The organism is Micromonospora palomenae (assembly GCF_007829925.1).
GTDB classification, from domain to species: domain Bacteria; phylum Actinomycetota; class Actinomycetes; order Mycobacteriales; family Micromonosporaceae; genus Micromonospora; species Micromonospora purpureochromogenes.
Genome location: NZ_VIXA01000002.1, coordinates 437,805 through 460,318, shown reverse-complemented (window position 1 = coordinate 460,318; position 22,514 = coordinate 437,805). Strand labels below are relative to the sequence as shown.

The following is a 22,514-nucleotide window of genomic DNA, read 5'->3' as shown; positions in this document are numbered from 1 at the left end:
TGCCAGCAGTACAGCATCGAAGCACAGCAACTTCGCCAGCCGTACCGGGCCGAGACCGACAGCCATGACCTCGGAAGACAGCTGGAGAGGCCCGGCCGGCAGGTCACCGGCCGGGCCTCCAATCAGGACTGGTGTGTTGGACGACGCCGGGAGAGGAAGAACATGAGCCCGCCCAGGGCGACCATGGCACTTCCCGTGCCCGCCAGGGCCGGGACCAGGCCGCTACCGGTTACCGGCAGCATTCCGGAGTCGTCGTCGCCCTGACCGGCACCGGGACTGCCGGGCCTGCCGGGAGCGCCGGGCGCACCGGGACTGCCGGGAGCGCCGGGAGCGCCGGGGGCACCGGGAGCGCCGGGAGCGCCGGGAGCGCCGGGAGCGCCGGGGGCACCGGGAGCGCCGGGAGCGCCGGGAGCGCCGGGAGCGCCGGGGGCACCGGGAGCGCCGGGAGCGCCGGGAGCGCCGGGAGCGCCGGGGGCACCGGGAGCGCCGGGGGCACCGGGGGCGCCGGGGGCACCGGGGGCGCCGGGGGCGCCGGGGGCGCCGGGAGCGCCGGGCGGGCCGGTCGGGCCGGGCGGGCCGGTGGGACCGGGCGGACCGGTCGGGCCGGCGCACACAGGTGCGGTGATGACGTTGGTGTCGAGGGTGACGGCGGCGGTGCGAGCCAGCGCGCGGCCCTGGAGAGTCGCGCCCGTGGCCATCGTGATCGACGCCTGAGCCATGATGGTGCCCACGAAGGTGGTGTTCGTGTCGATCGTCGCCGAGCTGCCGATCTTCCAGAACACGTTGCAGGGCGAAGCGCCGTTGATCAGGACGACGCTGCTGTTCGGCGCCGTCGTCAGCGCGGAGTCAACCTGGAAGATGAACACGGCCTGGGGGTTGCCCTGGGCGTTGAGCGTCAGCGGCCCGGTCAGCTGCGCGGCCCCGATCCGATAGACGCCGGGGTTGAGGGTGTTGCCGCCGAGCTCTGAGGGCAGGTTGGTGAACGGGGTCCGGCCGGCGGCGTCGTTGAAGGCCGTGGTCAGGTCGCTCTGGGCCTGCAGGGCGACCGCGTCGCCGAGGTGGACCTCACCGCCGATGGTTGCCGTCTCGAAGCCCGACGCCGTGTTCCCCGGGTACCTCCCGAGGCTCTGGCCCAAGAAACTCGGGCCAGTGTTGGTGGGTTCGGCCCCGGCCAGTACGGAGAAGTTGGCAGCCGTGCCGAGGCCCACCGGCGCCTCCTGCGCGTTCGCCGCACTCGAGTTGAAGACCAGCAAGGCGACGGCCACGGCGGTGGCCGCGGAAACCGCGAGCGCCGGCGGGACTACCCGCCTAAGGCGATGAATGGGTTTAACTTTCACAGAACACCCTCCGTGGCTACTACTCGCAGGAGGCGTCTCGCAAGCCGCCTCTTGTCCAAAGCGGTACATATGGCGCAAACAAGCGCGCTGACCACCACACCACCTTTCGCTTGCCGAAGTGGTGCAAACCGGACAATCCGCAAGTTTCACGATTGGGGCTGGACTGGGGAGCGCCGCCCGCTGCGCTCGGCCAGCGGACGACGACGCCCAGCCGTCGAAGCGCGTCCAGGTCAACGCTGTGAGCGACGACCGTTTTCCTTCGGAGTCGACCTGGCCGACGGCCTTTTCCGATCTTGTACCGCAGCTCGAACAGAGCGCTCGGCCGGCAGAGGACGCGATGCCGCGAACGAGACACCCCGCCACTGCCGAAGCAGTAGCGTCGTAACCGAGACCCTGCCTCAGGCCATTGGCACAGCACCCAGGCCAGGCGACCGACCCGGGAAGTCGCACGACACCGCCGGGAAGACGCATCACGTCCTGACTCAGCCCAGGGAGGCCGCGATGAGCCCGAGAACCGACGCCAGCGGGACACCGAACATCCGGGACGTCGACTTGAAGCTCGAGGTCGTCGTCATCCCGGTCTCGGATGTCGACCGCGCGAAGGAGTTCTACGGGCGCCTCGGGTGGCGGCTCGACAAGACCCCGCCCGGCGTCGTCCAGTTCACGCCGCAGGGCTCCGACTGCTCGGTGCAGTTCGGGCCGAACCTCATGTCGGCCGCTCCCGGTTCGGCCAAGGCGTACCTGGTCGTCTCCGACGTCGAGGTGGCCCGGAAGGCGCTGGTTGCCGCCGGTGTCGAGGCGAGCGAGGTCTTCCACATCGGCCCCGAGGGGCCGGTGAACGGTGTGGATCCCGAGCGTCGCAGCTACTTCTCGCGCACCACGTTCAGCGATCCGGACGGCAACAACTGGCTGGTTCAGGAGGTCACGACCCGGCTGCCCGGGCGGATCGAGGCCGCCGCGACGTCGTTCACCTCCGTCAGCGACCTTGCGGGCGCGCTGCGACGAGCGGCGGCCGCCCACGGCGAGCACGAGAAGCGCACCGGCCAGGAGGACCCGAACTGGCCCGACTGGTACGCGGAGTACATGGTGAGCGAGCAGTCGGGCGCGGAGCTGCCCCAATAGGCGCGAACCAACGAACGCTCACGGGCCGAAGGTGAACACGAACGCGCGGACACCGGGCTGGCTGGTGCCGAGCGTCAGCAGGTGATCGTCCCGCGAGGCCCCGGCGACGAGCCGGATCATCCCCGCCCGGTCGACGCGCGCCACCGAGTCCGGGTCGACGTCCCCGCCGCGCTCGTCGCCGATCGGGTTCCCGTCGAGCAGCACGTCGATCGCCGCCTCCCCGGACGGACCGGGGTCGACGACGAGGTTGACCTCGCCGGCGTTGAAGGGCAGGGCGAGTTCCCCGGTGCCGCTGGTGAGTTCGACGTACTCGCCGCTGGTCTCCCAGTCGCCGGTCAGGGCGAAGGTGCCCGGCTCCGCGCGGTGCGCGCCCACGTACGTCTCGGGCGTGACGCCGATGTAGGAGGGCTCCCCGGTCGTCGCGAACGCCATCGCCTCGGGGCTGACCGGCGGCAGCTTGGTGCCGGGCGCCCTGACCTCGATCAGCCGCCGGATCTCCGACTCCACGCGCTCGTAGCTGCCCTCGCCGACCCATTGGTCGACCAGCAGTCCGTCCGCGTCGAAGAGGTACTTCGCCGGCCAGGCGTTGTTGCCGAGGGCCCGCCAGATCTTGAAGTCGTTGTCGATCGCGATGGGATAGGTGAGTTCGTGGTCGCGGATCCCCCGGTCGATGTTCTCGGCGTGCTTGCCGAACTCGAACTCGGGCGCGTGCACGCCGATGACGACCAGACCCAGGTCGGCGTAGTCGCGGTGCCACGCCTTGACGTAGGGCGACGTACGGATCCAGTTGATGCAGGTGTACTCCCAGATGTCGAGCAGGACGACCCGACCGTGCAGGGCGTCGGGGGCCAGCGGCGGCGAGTTCACCCACCGCTCGGCCATCAGGTGAGGGATTCGCATGGTGAGCTCTCCTCAACCGGAGTCGTCAGCTGGTGAAATCGCCCCTGACGTCCCGAGCGTCCTCCTGGACGTGCTCGCCGGGTTCCCGGCCCCGGATCTCGTCGCGCTTGGCCACCCGTTCCGCCTGCGACCGTTCGTCCTGGTTCATGTCGCCCAGCCGCGCCCTGGCAGGGCCGGCCACCTGCTCGACGCTGTCCTTCGCCCGTTCGGTGGAACTCATGCCGCCCCCTCGTCGGTTCGTGGACCAATCGCGCTGTCCGCGCCTCCCGCCCCGCGTCCCCGCCCGCCGTGGCGGGAAACCCCCGGCGACCGCCGAGAAGGGCTGCCGACAACCTGGTCGACCCAGAAAAGGCGGCGGGCCGGCCCCCCGATGGGGAGCCGGCCCGCCACGGAACCGGGGAGGTCACGGCTTCCAGGAGCCGGCGGCCTCGAACTTGTGCTGGTACTCCACGACGCCGTTCTTGTCCTTGACGTCGAAGACCACCGCGCCGGAGCGCTTGCTGCCGGCGCGGATGCCGCTGCCGGAGTCGAGCATGTCGCCGCCGCAGCCGGAGAGCGCGCCGGCCAGCCCGTTGACGGTGGTGCCGTCCTCGGCCACCCACTGGAAGTAGAACGGGTTGATCGACGCCTTGCCCTTGGTGACCGTCGCGGTCACGTCGGCGATCAGGTAGAGGCCCTTGTCCGGGGCGGGGGCGTACGAGCGGCAGCCCTTGGTGGAGGTGGAGAACTTCCGGATGGTGATCTCGATGGTGCCCTCGTCGTCCTCGATCACCAGGGTGTCGCCGGGCTCCATGTTGAAGGTCTCGCCGTCGGCGGCTGAGGCGGACGCGGAGGGCTTCGTGCCGGGGAAGGCCGGCGCGGCGGTGGTGCGCGGGGTGGGCAGGGAGCGCTCGAGCTCCTCCGCCTTGTCGGCGGCCTTCTTGCCGCCGGCGACCAGGGCGGCGATGCCTCCGCCGCAGCAGAGCAGGAGCAGCACGGCGACGATGATGCCGATGATGACCCACGGCTTCTTCTTCGCGCCGGACTGCACCGGCGGGCCGAGCGGCTGGCCCGGCGCCGGCGGGTAGCCGGGACCGGACACCGGCGGGTATCCGCCGCCGGAGACCGGCGGGTACGGCGCGCCGGAGACCGGCGGCATCGACGCGTTCGGGTCGTACTGCGGGTACGGGCTGCCGGAGACCGGCGGCTGCGGGGCGCCCGACACCGGCGGGTACGGCGCGCCGGAGGTCGGCGGCTGCGCGGCGGTCGGGTCCATCGGCGCGTACGGGGGCTGGGGGGCGGTCGGGTACTGCGGCGCGCCGGAGACCGGCGGCAGCGGCGCGGTCGGGTCCGCGGGGTACTGCTGGTGCGGCACCGGCGCCGTGGGGAACGGATCGACGGGCGGCTGGTTGGGGTCCTGCGGCCCGTAAGGGGGCTGGGGCTGGCTCACCGTACTCCTCGGCACTTCGGCTGCATCGGGAACTCTTCGACGCTAGTCGGTGCGGGCAACGCGGAATTGTCTCGGGTCCGACCCGCCGTTCGTCGATCCGGACCGGGCCGAACGGTCAATGCGTCAGCACGGCCGCGGTGCGCACGAGGTCGCCCTCGATGACGAAGCGTCCGATGACGACCGACGGCGGGTCGGCCACGGTCGCCGCCGCCACCCGCACCGGGTCGATCCGCGCGGTGAACGTCCCGGCGTCCGGGTCCAGCTCGACCGTGGCGTCCTGGAAGTCCAGCCAGGAGCCGACCACCGGGTGCCAGACCTTGTAGACGGTCTCCTTCGCGCTGAACAGCACCAGCGGCCAGGACGTGCCGGCCGGCAGCCGGGCGCAGCGCTCCTCCTCCTCGGGGCGGCAGATCAGCCGGCGTACCCCCTCGCTGAGTTCGCGGTGCCGCTCGGCGTCCATCCCGACGGACCGGATGTCGGTCGCCCGGGCGACCGCGGCGGCGCAGTAGCCGCGGGTGTGGGTGATGGTGCCGACCAGCCCGGCCGGCCAGGCGGGGGAGCGATCGGCCGCCGCCGGGACCGGCAGCTCGGGCAGCCCCAGCTCGGCCATCGCCCGCCGGGCGCAGACCCGGCCGGCGGTGTAGTCGCGCCGCCGGCTCTCCACCGCGCGCGACCCGAGACCGCTCTGCTCGCCGGGGAGCAGCTCGCCCGCCCAGTCCGTCGGCCCGGCCACCACGACCGAGACGGTCGGCGGCAGCAGGTCACGCATCACCCACCCCCTTCAGGTACGACGACAGTCTGGCCCGCTCGGCGTCGAGCCGGTCGGCCGGCACGGGCGGCGACTCGGGCCAGAGCGTCACCTCGGGCTCGCCGCCGCGCGCCTCCCAGGTGCCGACCACCCGGCCCCGGTGCACCACCACCGGCGCGATCCAGCCGGCGGCCCGGCTCACGTCGGCCCGCCGGGCCGGCGGCACCACCATCGCGTCCCTGGTGCCCGGCCCGAGCACCCACTGGTCGAAGGCGGGCAGCAGGCGTACCTCGTCGGTGTGCTCGGCGGCGGCGATCTCCTCGACGTCGCCGGCGCGGGCGTACCCGGGCTTTCCGTCGACCGTCACCGCGACCAGCTCACCCGCCGCCACCAGCTCCTGGAACCAGCCGCGCAGCGTCGCGCGCTTCGAGGCGCCGCGGCTCAGCCACTGGTCGAAGGTCTCCGGGTCGGCCGGCCCGTACGCCCCGAGGTACGCCGGCACCATCCGGGCCGCCGCCGCGTCCGGCTCCGGCAGCCCCGGCCAGTCGGGCAGGTGGGTGTCGGGGCGGGTGAAGGTGACCCGGTTGCCGTCGGCCGGCCCGTGCACCAGCAGCCCCTGCCAGGCCAGCGGCTTGAGCACCGCGCCCCACCCGGAGCCGAGGTGCGCGGCGAGGCTTTGGTCGCCGGTCCGCTCGACGATCTCTGCGGTGAGCTGCTCGCGGCTGAGCACCCGACCGTCCAGTGCGGACGCCGTCGCCTCGGCGATCGCGTCGAGCTGGCCGGTCGTGACGAAGCTGCGCTGCCAGGAGCCCTTCTCCCAGAACCGGCCGGCGGCCAGCAGAGCCAGGCAGGCCGGGGCGTCCGCGGTCGGCAGCAGGTGCAGCGTGCCACGCATAGCCCAGGTCTTCACCAGCGCGCCGGCGGCGAGCGCGGCGGCGGTCGTACCCGGTCGGGGGGTCGGCTGTCGCGCGGCGACGGCCTGCTCGGCGGCGGAGGCCACCTGGGCCTGCACCCCGGCCAGGCGGCCGACCACGGCGACCGCGTCGTGCCCGGCCGGGCGGTGCAGCAGGTGGCGGTGCGCCCGCCAGGCGAGCACCGAGTCGGCGGAGAGGTTCATGGCGGCCATCGACGGTGAACGTACCGCAACCGCGTAACGCCGGAGCGTCCCGTAGCGCTGTTAGGGCGTTGCGGGGGGATCTTCCGGCGTCCGCGTCGTCGACGCGGCGGGCCGGTGCCAGGTAGGACCATCCGAGAGGAAGTGACGATGACCGGTGCCCCGGCACCCTCGGGTTCCCACCCCGACGAGCACGTTCCGGTGACACCGGCGTGGACCTGCGACTCCTGCGGCGAGGAGTGGCCGTGTCCGACCAAACGCGCCCGCCTGCTCAGCGAGTACCAGGTGGACCGCGCCTCGCTCAGCGTCTACCTGGGCTCCTGTCTGGCGGCCGCCACCGCCGACCTGCGCGCCGCGCCGATGACGTCCCTTCAGGACCGGTTCATCGGCTGGGTCCCCCGGGGGCCGCTGGCGACCTGAGCGGCGGTGGCCGCCCCCGGTCGGGCGGCCACCGCCTCCGGTCAGGGCCGGCGGGGACGGCGGGTCAGCGCGAAGCCGACCACGCCGGCCACCGCGGCCAGCACCCCGCCGACCGTGCTCCAGATCCACCGGGAGCCGAGGTCGGGCAGCAGGTCGCCGAACCCGCCGTCCGCCTGCTCGGCCGGGGCTGCCGCCGGTTCACCGGTCAGCACCGTGCCCGCCTTGGTGTTCGGCACCAGGGGCGCCTTCAGCTCGCCGTCGTCGCGCGAGCCGTCGCCGTCCGCGCTGACCAGCAGGTCGACGTCGACCGGGAGCCCGAGGTCGGCCTCGGGCAGCTCGGTCACCGACAGTCGGAGGTAGTAGGTGCCGGGTAGCGGGTCCGCCGACCAGGGCTCGGCCCAGGAGCGCACCTCGCGCAGGGTGCAGCCGAGCGACACGCTGCCGGTCGCGGCGTCCACCGTCGGGGTCTGGGCCCCGGCGGTGCAGGACTGCCGGCGGCGCAGCCCGTCGAAGACCTCGACCGTCCAGGTGGACGCCCCGGTGCGGGCCTTCGGCAGCGACACCGTCGCGGTGATCTCGTGCCGCTGCCCGGCCGAGGCCGGGAACGACCAGTAGAGGTGGTCGCCGGTGGAGGCGCCCACCCGTACCGGCTGGCCGGCGGCGATGCCGGTGGCGGTGAGGAAGGACGTGCCGGCCCGGGTGACCGGGGTGGCGCCGGGCGAGGGGGTGGGGGCGGCCGCCGCGGCGGGAACGGCCGGCAGGGCCAGCCCGGCGGCGAGCGCCGCCCCCGCCAGCATCATCGGGGTACGCATCTCAGTTCTCCCTCCAGGTGGCGACCCACCAGCGGGTGAGCAGCCCGGCGACCAGGCCGGTGAGCAGGCCGGCCAGGGTGAGCAGGGCGAGCAGCACCCAGCCCCGGCCCAGGTCGGGCGCGGCCGGGGCGGGAGACGAGGCGACCACGTCGACGGTCAGCTCGACCGGCATCCCCGGCGTGGCCCGGGTGCCCGGCCGGGGCGCGAAGGAGTTGCTCACCACCAGGCAGACCGTCGTGGCGGGGACGGGCGTGACACCGGGCGTCGGCGGGGCGCCGTCCTCCGTCGCCGACCAGCGCAGGCCCGCCGAGACCACGTCGGTACGCCCACTGCCGGCGTCCACCCCGCGTACCAGTTCCCGCCCGTCGGCGGCGGTGGCCCGCAGCAGCACCCCGTGGTCCGGGTTCACCGGTCGGTCCAGCGCCAGGCTGACCGAGGCGCGCAGCTCCTGCCCCGGCCGCACCGGCACCCGGTACCAGCGGTGCTCGGAGAACGCCTCCCGGTCGCTGTAGACGCCCGGGGCGAGCAGCGGCGCGTTCGCGCACTCCGCCGTGCCGCCGACCACGGTGGGCGCGGCGGTGTACGTCTCGTTCGCCCGGTCCACCAGCTGCTTGATCCGGCCGCTCAGCTCGTCCGCGCTCTGCGCCGCCGTGTACGTGCCGCCGGTCGCGCCGGCGATGCAGAGCAACTGCCGGCGTACCTTCTCGTCCGGGGCCAGGCCGAGGGTGTCGACCACCAGCTTCGTGCCCTGGGCAGCCAGCTCACGGGCCACCTCGCACGGGTCCGGCGGGGCGCAGGTGTCCTCGCCGTCGGTGATCAGCACGATCCGCCGGGCGGTGGCGCCGGTGCCGAGGTCCTGGGCGGCGGAGCGCAGGGCCAGCCCGACCGGGGTGAAGCCGGTCGGCCGCAGGGTGGCCACCGCCGCCTTCGCCTGCACCCGGTCGACCGGCCCGACCGGCACGATCTGCTGGGTGTCCAGGCAGCCCTGCTTCTTGTCCTTGCCCCGGTAGGTCGCGCCGAGCACCCGGATGCCGAGCTGGGTCTCCTCGGGCAGCGCGTCGACCACCTCGTTGAACGCCTGCTGGGCGACGGAGATCCGGCTGCGGCCGTCGATGTCCCGGGCCCGCATCGAGCCGCTGACGTCGAGCACCAGCTCGACCTTCGGTGGCTCGGCGGGCGGCTCCTCGTCGGCCAGGGCCGGTGCCGGACCGGTCAGCACGGTGGCCGCCAGCAGTCCGATCAGGACGGCCGTCGGTCGTCTCTTGTTGATCACCGGGCGGAGTGTAGTGGCGTCCACTCTGGATGATCATTTGGGGCGGCTGGGGCGCCCTTGCTGTCGCCTTCCGCCCCGGGTGTCCGGCGCGCGACTTCGGCGGGGCGGCCCGTCACGTCCGGGTGGATCGGGCGAGGCGTCCGTGTGCTTTTCGTACGCCGTCCCGGTGCCGGATCCTCCACCGTCCGTCGGGCGGTGATCCTCGTGTTCGGGCAGGAAACGGTACGGACCTACACCGGCTTTACGGCAGACCGTCGACAGAATGGTGACCATCCGTCGATTGCCGGAGGTAAACCTCTTGCCCGCCTTGGCATCGGTCGGAAATCTGACCCGAGTCGCCCCGTTGTGCGGGTGCCGAAGGGTGGTTAAGCTTTGTCTTGCGCGCCCCAATCGCCCGCTTCCCCCGTGGCAGGCGATCGGGGCGCGCTTTATCGTGTGCGCGCCGCCGGCGTCTCCCGCCCGGCCCGCCCCGCCGCCCCGTGCGGGGTCAGATCCAGCGGCCGTCCAGCCACATCCGCGCCGACCAGTCGTCGTACGGCAGCAGGTTGCCCACGAAGATCGGGTAGAAGTACGCGAAGCAGAGCGCGACCAGCAGCACGTACGCGCCGACGATCACCCCGCCGATCAGTCGGCGGTCGTCGCCGCGCGCCAGGTCGGCGTCGGTCGCCGCGCCGCCCTCGGGACCGGTCGGGGTGACGATCGCGCCCAGCACGTAGACCACGGCGAGGACCAGGAACGGCAGCGCCGGGGCGGCGTAGAAGGAGAACATCGTCCGGCCGTCGAGGGCGAACCAGAACCAGGGCAGCAGGCCGGCGGCGAGGCTGAGCAGGATCGCCCCGGCCCGCCAGTCCCGCCGGGCCAGGCCCAGCCAGGCGGTCGCGGCCAGCGCCGGCAGGAACGACCACCAGAGCAGCGGCGTGCCCAGCAGCAGGATCTCCGAGGCGCAGCTCGGCGCGCCGCACGCCCCGTCACCCGACCAGTAGAAGGCCACCGGCCGGCCGAGCAGCAGCCACTGCCACGGCCACGACTGGTACTTGTGCGGGGTCTCCAGGCCGGTGTGGAACTCGAACGCCGCCCGGTGGTAGTGGTACAGGTTGTTCAGCGCGCCGAGGATCGGGGTGTCGCTCAGCCCCGGGGTGTTCGGGTAGCGGTCGGCCAGCCGGTAGTAGCCGTCGTCGCCGAGCAGCCAGCCCGACCAGGTGGCCACGTACGTCACGACCAGCAGCAGCCCGGCGAGCACCAGCCAGGGCAGCTCGTCGAGGAGCGCGTCACGCCACGGGCGGCGTACCCCGGCGGAGCGCCGGACGCCGACCTCCCACAGCAGCGCCAGCAGCGCGAACGCCGGCACGAAGTACAGCGCGCTCCACTTCACCGCGCAGGCGCAGCCGAGCAGCACCCCGGCGGCCAGCCGCCACCACGGCCAGGTCCGCCAGCCGCCGGCCGGCCGCCCGGCCCGCCCCGGCGTGGCCGGGTCCAGCCCGTCGTCCAACGCCCGGGCCCAGCGCCGCCGCCGGGCGTCCCGGTCCAGCACCAGGGCGCCGAACGCGGCCAGCACGAACAGCAGCAGGAAGATGTCGAGCAGCGCGGTGCGGGAGAGCACCAGGTGGAAGCCGTCCAGCGCGAGCAGTAGGCCGGCCGCGCAGCCGAGGGTGGTGGAGCGGAACATCCGGCGGGCGATCCGGGTCAGCATCAGCACCGACAGGATGCCGGCCAGCGCCGCCGAGAACCGCCAGCCGAACTCCGGGGCGGTGGTGAACAGGTGCCCCGGCACCGAGATGTTGTGCTCCTGGTCGGCGTAGCCGAAGGCCCACTCGCCGAACCCGATCAGCCACTTGCCCAGCGGCGGGTGCACCACGTACGACGGGCCGTTGTCCTTGTAGTTCCACTCGACGCCCTTGTCGATCAGGCCGTAGCCGTCCCGGGCGTAGTAGATCTCGTCGAAGATCTTGCCCTTGGGGCTGCTCAGGCCGAGCAGGCGCAGGATCGCGGCGATCGCCACCACCACGGCGGTGGCGATCCAGGAGTTCACGTCCAGCCGGGCCTCGACGGTGGCGAGCCGACGACGCACGACGGCCGGGACGCCGCCACCGTCGGTGGGCGGAATGCCCTGGTCGGGTCCGGTCGCGTTCGCGCTCTGCGCTGTCGACGCACTCGTCACCCGGCGATCGTAGGCTCTGGAGGTGCCCGGTGGCGTCCATCGTCCCCGACATCGGCACGCCGATCGATGAAGGAGCGCCTCTCGTGGGTGAAATGTCCGAGCCCGGGCGCCTGGTCCTGCTTGGCGCGCCGCTGGGCAACCCGGCCGACGCCTCCGCGCGGTTCCGCGAGGTGCTCGCCACCGCCGACGTGGTGGCCGCCGAGGACACCCGCCGCCTCACCCGGCTGGCCCGGGACCTCGACGTCACCGTGGGCGGCCGGATCGTCTCCTACTTCGAGGGCAACGAGGAGCGGCGTACTCCGGAACTGGTCGAGGTGCTGACCGCCGGATACCTGGTCGCGCTGGTCACCGACGGCGGCATGCCGAGCGTCTCGGACCCGGGCTACCGGCTGGTCCGGGGCGCGCTGGACGCCGGCGTGCCGGTCACCGCCGCCCCCGGCCCGAGCGCGGTGACCACCGCCCTGGCGCTGTCCGGCCTGCCCTGCGACCGGTTCTGCTTCGAGGGCTTCCTGCCCCGCTCGCCCGGCGGTCGACGGTCCCGGCTGCGCGCCCTGGCGGCCGAGGAACGGACCCTGGTCTTCTTCGAGGCGCCGCACCGGATCGCCGGCGCGCTGGCCGACCTGGCCGCCACCTTCGGCGCCGACCGCCCGGCCGCGCTCTGCCGCGAGCTGACCAAGACGTACGAGGAGATCGTCCGCCGGCCGCTCGGCGAGCTGGCGGACTGGGCGGCCGAGGGCGAGCCGCGCGGGGAGATCACCCTGGTGGTCGCCGGTGCCCCGGAGCGGCCGGCGGAACGCCCCGACGACGACACGCTGCGCGCCGCCGTGGCCGAACGGGAGGCCGCCGGGCTGTCCCGGCGCGACGCGATCAGCGAGGTCGCCGCCGGGTACGGGCTGCGCCGCAGGGACGTCTACACCGTGGTGCACGCCTGACCCGCGGTCGGCCTCACCAGGCGGCGATCAGCATGCCCAGGGTGATCAGCACCGGCCCGCCGTACGCGCCGGCCGTGGCCCAGCGGCGCTGCCGCGCGTCGGCCAGCCGGTTCGCCCCGGTCCCGCGGGCGATGCCGGCCCCGCAGCCGGCGACCACCAGCAGCCCGAGCAGCCAGCTCAGGTGCCGGCCGAAACCGGTGCCGACGTACGCGGTGTCGTCGCCCGCCCCGGTCATCCGGGCCGGCAGCGCCGTACCGGTGGCCCGGCGCTCGCCCGACACCCCGCTGACCCGGACCCCGTGGGCGAGGAACCGGCCCCGGTCGGCGAAGAAGACGCCCCGGCAGCGCTGGGTCAGTCCGTCCCCGGTGCAGTCCGTGATCACCACCGTGCCGGTGCTGGCGTGCCCGACCGCGAGCCAGAACGGCCCGGCGCTCACCCAGGCGAAGAACGCGGCGACCAGGCTCAGCGTCACCAGCACCGCCAGCCCCCGCACCGGGTCGGGCGGATGCGCGGCGCGCGACGGGCGCGGGCGGGCGGGCCCGGTGGGCGGGCGCTCGCCGCGCTTCGGCTCCTCGCGCAGCGGCGTACCGTCCCAGTGCACCTCCTCGATCGGCGCCCAGAAGGCGGCGTCCCCCTCCGCCGTACCCGCGTCGGTGCCGCGATCAGTGCGCGGGCCGCGCGCCGGCTGACGGACCGGGACCCGGCGCGGCACCGCGTCGACCGGCGCGCCGGTGGTCGGCTCGACCTCGACCGGCGTCTCGTCCGGTCCCGGCACCACCCGCGGCTGGGGCGCGACCGCGCCGCCCCGCGCCGGCGCGGCCGGCGGGTCCGTCCTGGTGCCCGGGGGCTTCTCGCCGCGCCCCGGTGCCGCTCGTCTGCCAGTCACGGCGTTCATTGGACACCGCGTCGGGGGAGGGGCCGGGCAGCTCAGGCCGCGTGTCGGCGACAAATCGGACAAACGGCCGGGGGTGGATCGACCGTCGGCGGTGTCGGCCCCGACACGGGGAGGCCTATTGGTTCGCGGCCACCGGGGCGCGGTCACTAGGCTTGCTGGTCATGAGTCACGTTCTCGCGGCGGTCGCCTGGCCGTACGCCAACGGCCCGCGCCACATCGGCCACGTCTCCGGTTTCGGCGTTCCCTCCGACGTCTTCGCCCGGTACATGCGGATGGCCGGCCACGACGTGCTCATGGTCTCCGGCACCGACGAGCACGGCACCCCGATCCAGGTGCAGGCCGACGCCGAGGGGGTCACCCCCCGCGAGCTGGCCGACCGGTACAACCGGGTGATCGCCGAGGACCTGCGGGCGCTGGGGCTCTCCTACGACCTGTTCACCCGCACCACCACCCGCAACCACTACGCGGTGGTGCAGGAGCTGTTCCAGGGGCTGCACCGCAACGGCTACATCGTGCCCAAGGTCACCACCGGGGCGATCTCCCCGTCCACCGGCCGGACCCTGCCGGACCGCTACATCGAGGGCACCTGCCCGATCTGCGGCTACGACAGCGCCCGCGGCGACCAGTGCGACAACTGCGGCAACCAGCTCGACCCGGTCGACCTGATCGACCCCAAGTCGAAGATCAACGGCGAGACGCCGAAGTTCGTCGAGACCGAGCACTTCTTCCTGGACCTGCCCGCGCTGGCCGACGTGCTGCGGCAGTGGCTGGACACCCGGGAGGGCTGGCGGCCCAACGTGCTGCGCTTCTCGAAGAACCTGCTCGACGACCTCCAGCCCCGGGCCATCACCCGGGACCTGGAGTGGGGCGTGCCGATCCCGCTCGACGGCTGGCGCGACCGCGGCGACAAGCGGATCTACGTCTGGTTCGACGCGGTGATCGGCTACCTGTCGGCCTCCATCGAGTGGGCCCGCCGCACCGGCGACCCGGAGGCCTGGCGGAAGTGGTGGTCGGCCGACGGCGAGGGCAAGGACGCCCGCGGCTACTACTTCATGGGCAAGGACAACATCGTCTTCCACTCGGTGATCTGGCCGGCGCTGCTCTCCGGCTACTCCGGTGAGGGCAGCAACGACGGCGAGCCGGGCGAGCTGGGCCGGCTGAACCTCCCCACCGAGGTGGTCTCCAGCGAGTACCTGACCATGGAGGGGCGCAAGTTCTCCTCGTCCCGCAAGGTGGTCATCTACGTCCGGGACTTCCTGGAGCGCTACGACGCCGACGCGCTGCGGTACTTCATCGCCGTCGCCGGCCCGGAGAGCAACGACACCGACTTCACCTGGGCGGAGTTCCTCCGCCGCAACAACGACGAGCTGGTCGCCGGCTGGGGCAACCTGGTCAACCGGTCCGTCTCGATGGCGGCGAAGAACTTCGGCGCGATCCCGCCGGTCGACCCGGCCGGGCTCACCGAGGCCGACGAGGCGCTGCTCGCCACCGCCCGGGCCGGCTTCGCCGTCGTCGGTGACCTGATCGCCAAGCACCGGCAGAAGCAGGCCATCGGCGAGGCGATGAAGGTGGTCGCCGAGGCCAACAAGTACCTCTCCGAGCAGGCCCCGTGGAAGCTCAAGGACGAGGCGGACAAGCCGCGGATGGGCACCATCCTGCACGTCGCCCTCCAGGTGGTCAGCGACGCCAACACGCTGCTCACCCCGTTCCTGCCGCACTCCGCGCAGAAGATCCACGAGCTGCTCGGCGGTACCGGCGTGCACGCGCCGATGCCGGTCATTGAGGAGGCCGACGACCTCGACGGCGGGCCGGCGTACCCGGTGCTGACCGGCGACTACACGGTCGGGGCGCGCTGGGAGTCCGTACCGGTGCAGGCCGGCCGGCCGCTCGCGGCGCCGAAGCCGGTCTTCCGCAAGCTCGACCCCTCCATCGTCGAGGAGGAGCTGGCCCGCCTGGCCGGCTGACACGCACGCGGCGGCGCGGCCCACGGGGGTGTCCCCCAGGGCCGCGCCGCCGATCTTTCCGCCCCCGCCGTCAGGCGCGGGCCATGCTCGGCTGGCTGAAGAAGTCCAGCATCGCCCTGGTGACCTCGTCGGCGTGCGTCCACGGGGTGCCGTGCGGGGCGCCCTTCAACGTGATCAGCTGGCTGCCCGGCAGCATCGGGTGGAGCCGCTGCCCGGTCGCCGGGTACGGCAGCACGTTGTCCTTGTCGCCCTGCACGATCAGCACCGGCACGTCGATCCTGGGCAGGTCGCCCCGGAAGTCGGTCTGCCAGGCGTCCACGCTGTCGTGGGTGCCCTTCGCCGAGGCCATCGTGCCGATGTTCCAGTGCGCCCGGTACGCCTCCTCGCTGACCCACCTGCCCTGGTTCTCCGAGTAGTTGAAGAAGGCGTCGCAGAAGGACGTCAGGTAGGCGAACCGGTCGGCCAGGATGGCCTGCTGGAAGCCGTCGAAGAGCTTCTTGTCGACGCCCTCCGGGTTGTCCGCCGTCTTCAGCAGGAACGGCGCCAGCGGCGCCAGCAGCACCGCCTTGCGCACCCGGCTCGACCCGTACGTGCCCAGGTAGCGGGTCACCTCACCGGTGCCCATCGAGTGCCCCACGAGCATCACGTCCCGCAGGTCCAGCTCGGTCATCAGCACGTCGAGGTCCGCGCTGAACGTGTCGTAGTCGTACCCCGTCGCCGGCTGGCCGGACGCGCCGAAGCCCCGCCGGTCGTACGTGATCACCCGGTAGCCGGCGTTCAGCAGCGGGATGGAGACCTTCTCCCAGGTCGCGCCGTTGAACGGGAACCCGTGGATCAGCACCACCGGCTGGCCCGAGCCGTGATCCTCGTAGTACAGGTCGATGGGAGCGGAGTTCTCCGCCCCGACAGTGATGAAAGGCATGCGGGTCTCCTGATCCCTGGAAGTCGGACGCCCGCGCTTTCCCGACCCGCTGCCCGTTATGCGCACCCGGCTCTACAGTGCGTACGGCTGGTCCACCACCTGGTCGTCGGTGACCTCCGCCCCCGGCGCCCACGTCTCGTAGACGCCCCGTTCGTGGCACTGCGACCCGGTGCCGACCACCGAGTCCGGGTCCGGTCGGCACAGCCGCAACCGCAGCCACCCCGCCTCCTCCCGCAACACCAGGCACGGCACGTCCCGCCAGCGCGCGTACCGCAGCCGCCGGGCCACCCACTCCACGGGGTAGCGGGCGGCCCGGGTCATCGCCAGCACCCGGAACCCGCCGGGCAGGTCGGCCACCGCCTCGTACTCGGTGCCGCCGTGGCCGCCCACCAGTTGCGTGGAGCGGGGCGCGTCGCCGGTCGGCAGGTACTCCTGGTCGGGGGAGAGCTCCGGCACCGCGGCGAGCAGGTGCCGCCACTGCGGGCCGACCATCCGCAGCCAGCCGCGCTGCTCCGCCTGGTAGCTGTAGAGCACCACCTCCACCCCGTCGGCGGTGTACGCGAGCAGGGTGGCGTTCGCCGGCAGCGGCAGGTCGGCGCAGTCCCGGGTGACGAACTCCGGGATCAGCTGCGCGTTGCTCGGCACGAAGCCGGTGCCCAGCACCGGCGGGCCGAGCCGGTCCCGGGGCGGCAGCGCCAGCAGGCCCCGGTGCGCCGGGCCGACCGGCACCTCGTAGTCGACCGGGTCGGCCGCCCGCCAGCGCAGCACGTACGCCACGTCGTCGCCACCACCCGCGCCGTCGCCGCGCAGCACCGCCAGCGCCGCCGGCGTACGCAGGTGCGCCACGTCGTGCTCCCGGTAGCAGAAGCCGTGCGGCAGCCAACCCCGCACGTAGCCGGCGAGCTGCTGGGCGGAGAGCACCTTCACCATCCGGGTGCCGCGCCGCACCACCGCCGAGGCGCGGACGGTGCTGAGCGTCGGGTCCCCGGCCGCCGTCGGCCGCTGGCTGAGCTGGTGCACGTACGCCCAGCCGTGCTCCCGGTGCAGCGGCACCAGCAGCGGCGCCTCCGGCTCCTCGGCCGGCTCCGTCGCCCCCTGCACCGCACCGACCTCGGTCACGTGGACGAACCGGCGCCACGGCAGCGCCGAGCCGGGCCGGGGCGCCCACTCGAAACCGGGTGCCTCGTCGGCGCGGAACAACTCGTACGCCGCGCCCCGGGCGATCTCCTCCGCCGGGTACGTCGTGCCCTCGTGGACGACGCGCAAGCCGGTGTCGCTGGCCTGATGGGTGACGGTCATCCTGCAGACGGTAATCGCGGCTCATGCCAGGCCGGTGAACAGTCGATGGCGTCCCGGAGACATGGCCCGGTGGCGGTGTGTGATGCTGGCCGCGATGAGTGAGCCGACCGAATCCCGCAAGCAGCGGGCCGCCCGCCGGGCCGGGGAGTTCCCGCCCGCGCCGGAGGCGTTGCCCCGCCCCGTGCTCGACAGCCACACCCACCTGGACATCACGGTCAGCGAGGCGGGGGTGCCCGGCGGCGGTCCCGCCGACGACCCGGTCGCCGCCGCGATCGAGGTGGCCGCCGCCGTCGGCGTGGACCGGCTGGTCCAGGTCGGCGTCGACGTGAACTCCTCCCGCTGGGGCGCCGACGTCGCCGAGAAGTACCCGGCGGTGCTCGCCACCGTCGCGCTGCACCCGAACGAGGCGCCCCGGCTGGCCGACCTCGACGAGGCGCTGCGCGAGATCGAGGCGCTCGCCGCCCGGGACCGGGTCCGGGGCGTCGGCGAGACCGGGCTGGACTTCTTCCGTACCGGCGACGAGGGGCGGGCCGCGCAGGAGGAGAGCTTCCGGGCGCACATCGCCATCGCCAAGCGGTACGGCAAGGCCCTGGTGATCCACGACCGGGACGCGCACGCCGACGTGCTGCGCGTCCTCGACGACGAGGGCGCGCCGGACACCGTGGTGCTGCACTGCTTCTCCGGCGACGCCGAGTTCGCCGCCGAGTGCGTCCGCCGGGGCTACCTGCTCAGCTTCGCCGGCACCGTCACCTTCGGCAGCGCCGGCCCGCTGCGCGAGGCCGCCGCGCTCACCCCGCTCGACCAGATCCTGGTGGAGACCGACGCGCCGTACCTGACCCCGATGCCGCACCGGGGGCGGCCGAACGCGTCGTACCTGATCCCGCTGACGGTCCGGTTCCTGGCCGATACCACCGGCGCGGACCTCGACGAACTCTGCGCCGCCATCTCCACCACCGGCGACCGGGTCTTCGGCCCGTGGTGAGCGGGCCCGGTCCCGCCGATACGCTACGGGGCGTGACCGGACTCCTCGGCCCGGCGGAGATCCGGGAACTGGCCGCCCGGCTGGGCGTCGCCCCCACCAAGAAGCTCGGCCAGAACTTCGTGCACGACCCGAACACGGTCCGCCGGATCGTCACCGCCGCCGGGCTCGCCCCGGACGACGTGGCGCTGGAGGTCGGGCCGGGGCTCGGCTCGCTCACCCTGGCCCTGCTGCCGGTCGCCGCCCACGTGCACGCCGTGGAGATCGACCGGACGCTGGCCGACGCGCTGCCGGAGACCGCCGCCCGGCACGCCGGCCCGGACGCCGCCCGGCTCACCGTGCACCACGCCGACGCGCTGCGGGTCCGCGCCGCCGACCTGGCCGACCCGGCCCCGACCGCGCTGGTGGCGAACCTGCCCTACAACGTCGCGGTGCCGGTGGTGCTGCACCTGCTGGCCGAGCTGCCCACCCTGCGGCAGGGCCTGGTGATGGTGCAGAAGGAGGTCGCCGACCGGCTCGTCGCCGGTCCCGGCTCCAAGGTGTACGGCATCCCGTCGGTGAAGCTGGCCTGGTACTCCCGGGCCCGCGCCGCCGGCAAGGTGCCACCGAACGTGTTCTGGCCGGTGCCCAACGTCGACTCCGGCCTGGTCGCCTTCACCCGCCGCGAACCGCCCCGCGCCGACGTCCCAAGGGAACGCGTCTTCGCCGTGGTGGACGCCGCGTTCGCGCAGCGCCGCAAGACTTTGCGCGCCGCGCTGGCCGGCTGGGCGGGCGGCGCCGACCGGGCCGCCGCGGCGCTCACGGCGGCCGGCGTCGACCCCGGCGCACGCGGGGAGTCACTCACCGTGGAGCAGTTCGCCGCCATCGCCGCGTCGGCTCCGGCCGCCGCGCCCGCCGCGCAGTAGGCTGGCGCCGTGTCCGCCGGGGGCACGCCGCACGTGTACGCGTACGACCTGGTTGACGGCCGCCGCGAGCCGGCCGCCGACTCCGCCGAGGAGCTGATCGTGGAGAAGCCGTTCGACATCCGCCCGCGCCGGCGGGACCTCGCCCCGTGACCGAGGCCTGGCGACCGGACGACGACGAGCAGCAGCGGCGCGGCGCCAGCGGACCGGTCCGCGTCCGGGTGCCGGCGAAGGTCAACCTGCACCTCGGGGTGGGGCCGTTGCGGCGCGACGGCTACCACGAGCTGAACACCGTCTACCACGCCATCTCCATCCACGACGAGCTCACCGCCCGCCGGGGCGACACGCTCACCCTGACCATGGAGGGCGAGGGCGCCGGCGAGCTGGCCCTGGACGACACCAACCTGGTGATCCGGGCCGCCCACGCCCTCGCCGGGTACGCCGGGGTGATGCCGCACGCCCGGCTGCACCTGCGCAAGCAGATCCCGCTCGCCGGTGGCCTGGCCGGCGGCAGCGCCGACGCGGCCGCGGCGCTGGTCGCCTGCGACGCGCTCTGGGGCACCGGGCTGTCCCGCGACGAGCTGGCCGGCATCGCCGCCGACCTCGGTTCGGACGTGCCCTTCCTGATCCACGGCGGCACCGCGCTGGGCACCGGCCGGGGCGAGGCGGTCAGCCCGGTGCTGGCCCGCCCCACCTCCTGGCACTGGGTGGTCGCCGTCGCCGACGGCGGCCTGTCCACCCCGGCGGCCTACCGGGAGCTGGACCGGCTCCGCGACGCCGGCAGCGCCGGTGAGCCGCTGGGCAGCACCGACGCGCTGCTCGCCGCGCTGCGCCAGCGCGACCCCCGGGTGCTCGCCGCCACCCTCGGCAACGACCTCCAGGACGCCGCACTGGCGATGCGCCCGTCGCTGGCCGACACCCTCAAGGCCGGCGAGGCGGCCGGCGCGCTGGCCGGCATCGTCTCCGGCTCCGGCCCCACCTGCGTCTTCCTCGCCACCGACGCCGCCCACGCCGAGCGGATCGCCGGCGAGCTGGAGGCGGCCGAGGTCTGCCGGGAGGCCCGGGTCGCCCACGGGCCGGTCGCCGGAGCCCGCATCACCTGACCGGCGCGCCCCGCGCCCCCGACACCTCGGGCGCCGACACGGCGCGTTGCGCTCGCAAGATCGACTCCAGGTCGGCGACATCGGGGTATCCAGGTGGCGGGGACACCCCCGTTCCGGCGACCCGGAGTTGATCGTGCGCGCCGGGCCGGGGCGGCCGTTGGGACCCCTGTGCAGGGCAGCGCCCCGACCGCAGGCGCGCGGGGCGGGTGGCCGGGCGGTCCGCGTACCCTTGGAGGTCAGGCGTCCCCAGGTGCCAGCCGGCACCGGGACGCCTTGATCATGGGAGGTGAGGTCGTGGCCAACATCGTCAACCTGGACCGGGTGTCCAAGGGGTACGGCGCTGCCGGGCCGCTGCTCACCGACGTCTCGCTCGGCCTCGACGACGCCGACCGGATCGGCGTGGTCGGCCTCAACGGCGCCGGCAAGTCCACCCTGCTGCGGCTGCTCACCAAGCAGGAGGAACCGGACGACGGCCGGGTGACCCACCGCCGCGACCTGCGGGTCCTCTGGCTGCCGCAGAGCCTCACCCTCACCCCCGAGGCCACCGTCCGGGACGTGGTGCTCGGCACCGCCTGGCTCGGCCAGAGCATGGGCGCCGAACACGAGTGGGCCGGCGACGCCGGCGTCCGCGCCATCCTCGACGGCCTCGGCATGCCGCACCTCGGCCTCGACCAGCCCGTCGGCCCGATGTCCGGCGGCGAGCGGCGCCGGGTCGCGCTGGCCGCGCTGCTGGTCCGCGAGTCGGACCTGCTGATCCTCGACGAGCCCACCAACCACCTCGACGTCGGCGGCGTCGACTGGTTGGCGAAGTACCTGGTCGGCCGCAAGGGCGCGCTGGTCGTGGTCACCCACGACCGGTGGTTCCTGGACGCGGTCTGCACCACCACCTGGGAGGTCGGCGACCAGGCCGTCCGCGCCTACGAGGGCGGCTTCGCCGCCTGGACCCTCGCCCGCGTCGAGCGGGAGCGGGTCGCCGCGGCCACCGAGGCCCGCCGGCAGAACCTGCTCCGCAAGGAGATCGCCTGGCTGCGCCGCGGCCCGCCCGCCCGTACCTCCAAGCCGCGGTTCCGGATCGACGCGGCCAACGCGCTCATCGCCGACGTCCCGCCGCCGCGCGACACCATGTCGCTGCAACGGCTCGCCACCGCCCGGCTCGGCAAGCAGGTGTACGACCTGGAGCACGTCCGCCTGGACGCCGGCCCGAAGGAGATCCTGCACGACACCACCTGGCAGGTCGGCCCCGGTGACCGGATCGCCATCCTCGGCCGCAACGGCGCCGGCAAGACCACCCTGCTGCGGATGCTCGCCGGCGTCACCCGCCCCGACGGCGGCCGGTTCCACACCGGCTCCACCGTGCGGCCCGCGTTCCTGTCGCAGGAGCTTGCCGAACTCCCGGGCCACCTGCGGGTCCTGGAAGCCGTCGAGGAGATCGCCCGCCGGGTGCAGCTCGGTGACCGGGAGATCTCCGCCGCCCAGCTCGCCGAGATCTTCGGCTTCGACGACCGGCGGCTCTGGACGCCGGTCAGCGACCTCTCTGGCGGGGAGCGCCGCCGGTTGCAGATGCTCCGGCTGCTCGCCGGCGAGCCCAACGTGCTCCTGTTCGACGAGCCCACCAACGACCTGGACACCGACACCCTGGCCGCGCTGGAGGACCTGCTCGACTCCTGGCCCGGGACGATCATCGTGGCCAGCCACGACCGTTACCTGATCGAGCGGGTCACCGACGTCGCGTACGGCATGTTCGGCGACGGCCGGCTGGTGCACCTGCCCGGCGGGGTCGACGAGTACCTGTCGCGGGCCGGCGGCGCGGAGCCGGCGCGGATCCCGGCGGCTCCCACGGCCGCCCCGGGCGCCGCGGCCCCGACCGGCATGTCCGCCGCCGAGGCCCGGCAGGCCCGCAAGGAGCTGAGCCGGCTGGAACGGCAGATCGCCAAGCTGGAACAGAAGGAGACCGGGCTGCTCGACCAGCTCGCCGCGCACGCCACCGACTACGCCAAGGTCGCCGAACTCGACGCGCAGCTCAAGGAGGTACGCGCCGAGCGCGAGCGGACCGAGGAGACCTGGCTCACCCTGGCCGACGAGATCCCGCCGGTCTGACCGCCGCCGCGCGCCCGTCCCGCCACGAGACGGGGGCCGTGTGCGGCGTCACATCCCGGCGTGCGGGACAATCGTCGTCGACCTCTCTCATCCCCACGGCGTTGGAGA

At 74.0% G+C, this 22,514-nt stretch carries 21 protein-coding genes; 9 read left to right on the top strand and 12 right to left on the bottom strand.

Annotated elements, in window-relative coordinates; translation table 11 throughout:
* Positions 1 to 122 precede the first annotated feature (122 nt).
* On the bottom strand, positions 123 to 1,265 hold the full coding sequence (locus FHX75_RS31975) for an ice-binding family protein (RefSeq protein WP_281290809.1): 1,143 nt from the start codon (positions 1,263 to 1,265) through the stop codon (positions 123 to 125).
* Between the two features lie 573 nt (positions 1,266 to 1,838).
* On the opposite strand from FHX75_RS31975, the gene FHX75_RS13045 reads away from it, so the two are divergent.
* Positions 1,839 to 2,459 (top strand): VOC family protein, encoded by a 621-nt coding sequence (locus FHX75_RS13045; RefSeq protein ID WP_154939782.1) that lies wholly within the window; start codon positions 1,839 to 1,841, stop codon positions 2,457 to 2,459.
* An 18-nt stretch (positions 2,460 to 2,477) separates the two neighbouring features.
* On the opposite strand, the gene FHX75_RS13040 is transcribed toward FHX75_RS13045, so the two are convergent.
* The 5 genes from FHX75_RS13040 to FHX75_RS13020 form a co-directional block, all read right to left on the bottom strand.
* Entirely contained in the window at positions 2,478 to 3,359 is an 882-nt protein-coding gene (locus tag FHX75_RS13040; RefSeq protein ID WP_154939780.1) for a redoxin domain-containing protein, read from the bottom strand.
* 25 nt (positions 3,360 to 3,384) lie between these two features.
* On the bottom strand, positions 3,385 to 3,579 hold the full coding sequence (locus FHX75_RS13035; protein ID WP_154939778.1) for a general stress protein CsbD: 195 nt from the start codon (positions 3,577 to 3,579) through the stop codon (positions 3,385 to 3,387).
* Positions 3,580 to 3,762: 183 nt separating this feature from the next.
* Positions 3,763 to 4,788 carry a DUF4352 domain-containing protein gene (locus tag FHX75_RS13030; protein ID WP_154939776.1) on the bottom strand — a complete coding sequence of 342 codons (1,026 nt, stop codon included), beginning with the start codon at positions 4,786 to 4,788 and terminating at the stop codon, positions 3,763 to 3,765.
* 115 nt (positions 4,789 to 4,903) lie between these two features.
* A complete protein-coding gene (locus FHX75_RS13025) occupies positions 4,904 to 5,557 on the bottom strand; it encodes a 4'-phosphopantetheinyl transferase family protein (protein ID WP_154939774.1) in 654 nt (217 codons plus the stop codon).
* Positions 5,550 to 6,662, bottom strand: a complete 1,113-nt coding sequence (locus FHX75_RS13020; protein WP_154939772.1) for a DNA glycosylase AlkZ-like family protein — start codon at positions 6,660 to 6,662, stop codon at positions 5,550 to 5,552. The genes FHX75_RS13025 and FHX75_RS13020 overlap by 8 nt, the downstream gene beginning before the upstream one ends.
* A gap of 138 nt (positions 6,663 to 6,800) precedes the next feature.
* Here FHX75_RS13020 and FHX75_RS13015 point away from each other — a divergent pair, with 138 nt between their 5' ends.
* A complete protein-coding gene (locus tag FHX75_RS13015; protein ID WP_154939770.1) occupies positions 6,801 to 7,070 on the top strand; it encodes a hypothetical protein in 270 nt (89 codons plus the stop codon).
* A 41-nt stretch (positions 7,071 to 7,111) separates the two neighbouring features.
* Here the strand turns inward: FHX75_RS13015 and FHX75_RS13010 are convergent, their stop codons facing one another.
* From FHX75_RS13010 to FHX75_RS13000, 3 genes are all read right to left on the bottom strand, one after another.
* Positions 7,112 to 7,882 carry a peptidase gene (locus FHX75_RS13010; protein WP_154939768.1) on the bottom strand — a complete coding sequence of 257 codons (771 nt, stop codon included), beginning with the start codon at positions 7,880 to 7,882 and terminating at the stop codon, positions 7,112 to 7,114.
* A gap of 1 nt (position 7,883) precedes the next feature.
* Positions 7,884 to 9,155 carry a VWA domain-containing protein gene (locus FHX75_RS13005; RefSeq protein WP_154939766.1) on the bottom strand — a complete coding sequence of 424 codons (1,272 nt, stop codon included), beginning with the start codon at positions 9,153 to 9,155 and terminating at the stop codon, positions 7,884 to 7,886.
* A 487-nt stretch (positions 9,156 to 9,642) separates the two neighbouring features.
* A complete protein-coding gene (locus FHX75_RS13000) occupies positions 9,643 to 11,313 on the bottom strand; it encodes a dolichyl-phosphate-mannose--protein mannosyltransferase (RefSeq protein WP_154939764.1) in 1,671 nt (556 codons plus the stop codon).
* A 92-nt stretch (positions 11,314 to 11,405) separates the two neighbouring features.
* On the opposite strand from FHX75_RS13000, the gene rsmI reads away from it, so the two are divergent.
* Positions 11,406 to 12,245, top strand: coding sequence for a 16S rRNA (cytidine(1402)-2'-O)-methyltransferase (gene rsmI / locus FHX75_RS12995; RefSeq protein WP_377605105.1), 840 nt, complete (start codon positions 11,406 to 11,408; stop codon positions 12,243 to 12,245).
* A 13-nt stretch (positions 12,246 to 12,258) separates the two neighbouring features.
* Here rsmI and FHX75_RS12990 read toward each other — a convergent pair whose 3' ends face one another.
* Positions 12,259 to 13,140, bottom strand: a complete 882-nt coding sequence (locus FHX75_RS12990) for a hypothetical protein (RefSeq protein WP_246157994.1) — start codon at positions 13,138 to 13,140, stop codon at positions 12,259 to 12,261.
* A 161-nt stretch (positions 13,141 to 13,301) separates the two neighbouring features.
* Here FHX75_RS12990 and metG point away from each other — a divergent pair, with 161 nt between their 5' ends.
* Positions 13,302 to 15,104 (top strand): methionine--tRNA ligase, encoded by a 1,803-nt coding sequence (metG, locus tag FHX75_RS12985; protein WP_154939760.1) that lies wholly within the window; start codon positions 13,302 to 13,304, stop codon positions 15,102 to 15,104.
* Positions 15,105 to 15,174: 70 nt separating this feature from the next.
* On the opposite strand, the gene FHX75_RS12980 is transcribed toward metG, so the two are convergent.
* Together FHX75_RS12980 and FHX75_RS12975 are read right to left on the bottom strand one after the other, a co-directional pair.
* Positions 15,175 to 16,026 (bottom strand): alpha/beta fold hydrolase, encoded by an 852-nt coding sequence (locus FHX75_RS12980; protein WP_154939757.1) that lies wholly within the window; start codon positions 16,024 to 16,026, stop codon positions 15,175 to 15,177.
* A gap of 72 nt (positions 16,027 to 16,098) precedes the next feature.
* Positions 16,099 to 17,325, bottom strand: coding sequence for a hypothetical protein (locus FHX75_RS12975; RefSeq protein ID WP_154939755.1), 1,227 nt, complete (start codon positions 17,323 to 17,325; stop codon positions 16,099 to 16,101).
* A gap of 82 nt (positions 17,326 to 17,407) precedes the next feature.
* On the opposite strand from FHX75_RS12975, the gene FHX75_RS12970 reads away from it, so the two are divergent.
* The 5 genes from FHX75_RS12970 to FHX75_RS12950 all read left to right on the top strand — a co-directional run bounded on the left by FHX75_RS12970 (position 17,408) and on the right by FHX75_RS12950 (position 22,406).
* A complete protein-coding gene (locus tag FHX75_RS12970; RefSeq protein WP_154939753.1) occupies positions 17,408 to 18,307 on the top strand; it encodes a TatD family hydrolase in 900 nt (299 codons plus the stop codon).
* A gap of 32 nt (positions 18,308 to 18,339) precedes the next feature.
* On the top strand, positions 18,340 to 19,209 hold the full coding sequence (rsmA, locus tag FHX75_RS12965; RefSeq protein ID WP_154939751.1) for a 16S rRNA (adenine(1518)-N(6)/adenine(1519)-N(6))-dimethyltransferase RsmA: 870 nt from the start codon (positions 18,340 to 18,342) through the stop codon (positions 19,207 to 19,209).
* A 9-nt stretch (positions 19,210 to 19,218) separates the two neighbouring features.
* Positions 19,219 to 19,359 (top strand): hypothetical protein, encoded by a 141-nt coding sequence (locus FHX75_RS12960; RefSeq protein WP_210775075.1) that lies wholly within the window; start codon positions 19,219 to 19,221, stop codon positions 19,357 to 19,359.
* Entirely contained in the window at positions 19,356 to 20,309 is a 954-nt protein-coding gene (locus FHX75_RS12955; RefSeq protein ID WP_154939749.1) for a 4-(cytidine 5'-diphospho)-2-C-methyl-D-erythritol kinase, read from the top strand. Before FHX75_RS12960 ends, FHX75_RS12955 begins: the two co-directional genes overlap by 4 nt.
* Positions 20,310 to 20,603: 294 nt before the next feature.
* Positions 20,604 to 22,406: an ABC-F family ATP-binding cassette domain-containing protein gene (locus FHX75_RS12950; protein WP_154939746.1), complete on the top strand. Its 1,803-nt coding sequence runs from the start codon at positions 20,604 to 20,606 to the stop codon at positions 22,404 to 22,406.
* Positions 22,407 to 22,514 lie beyond the last annotated feature (108 nt).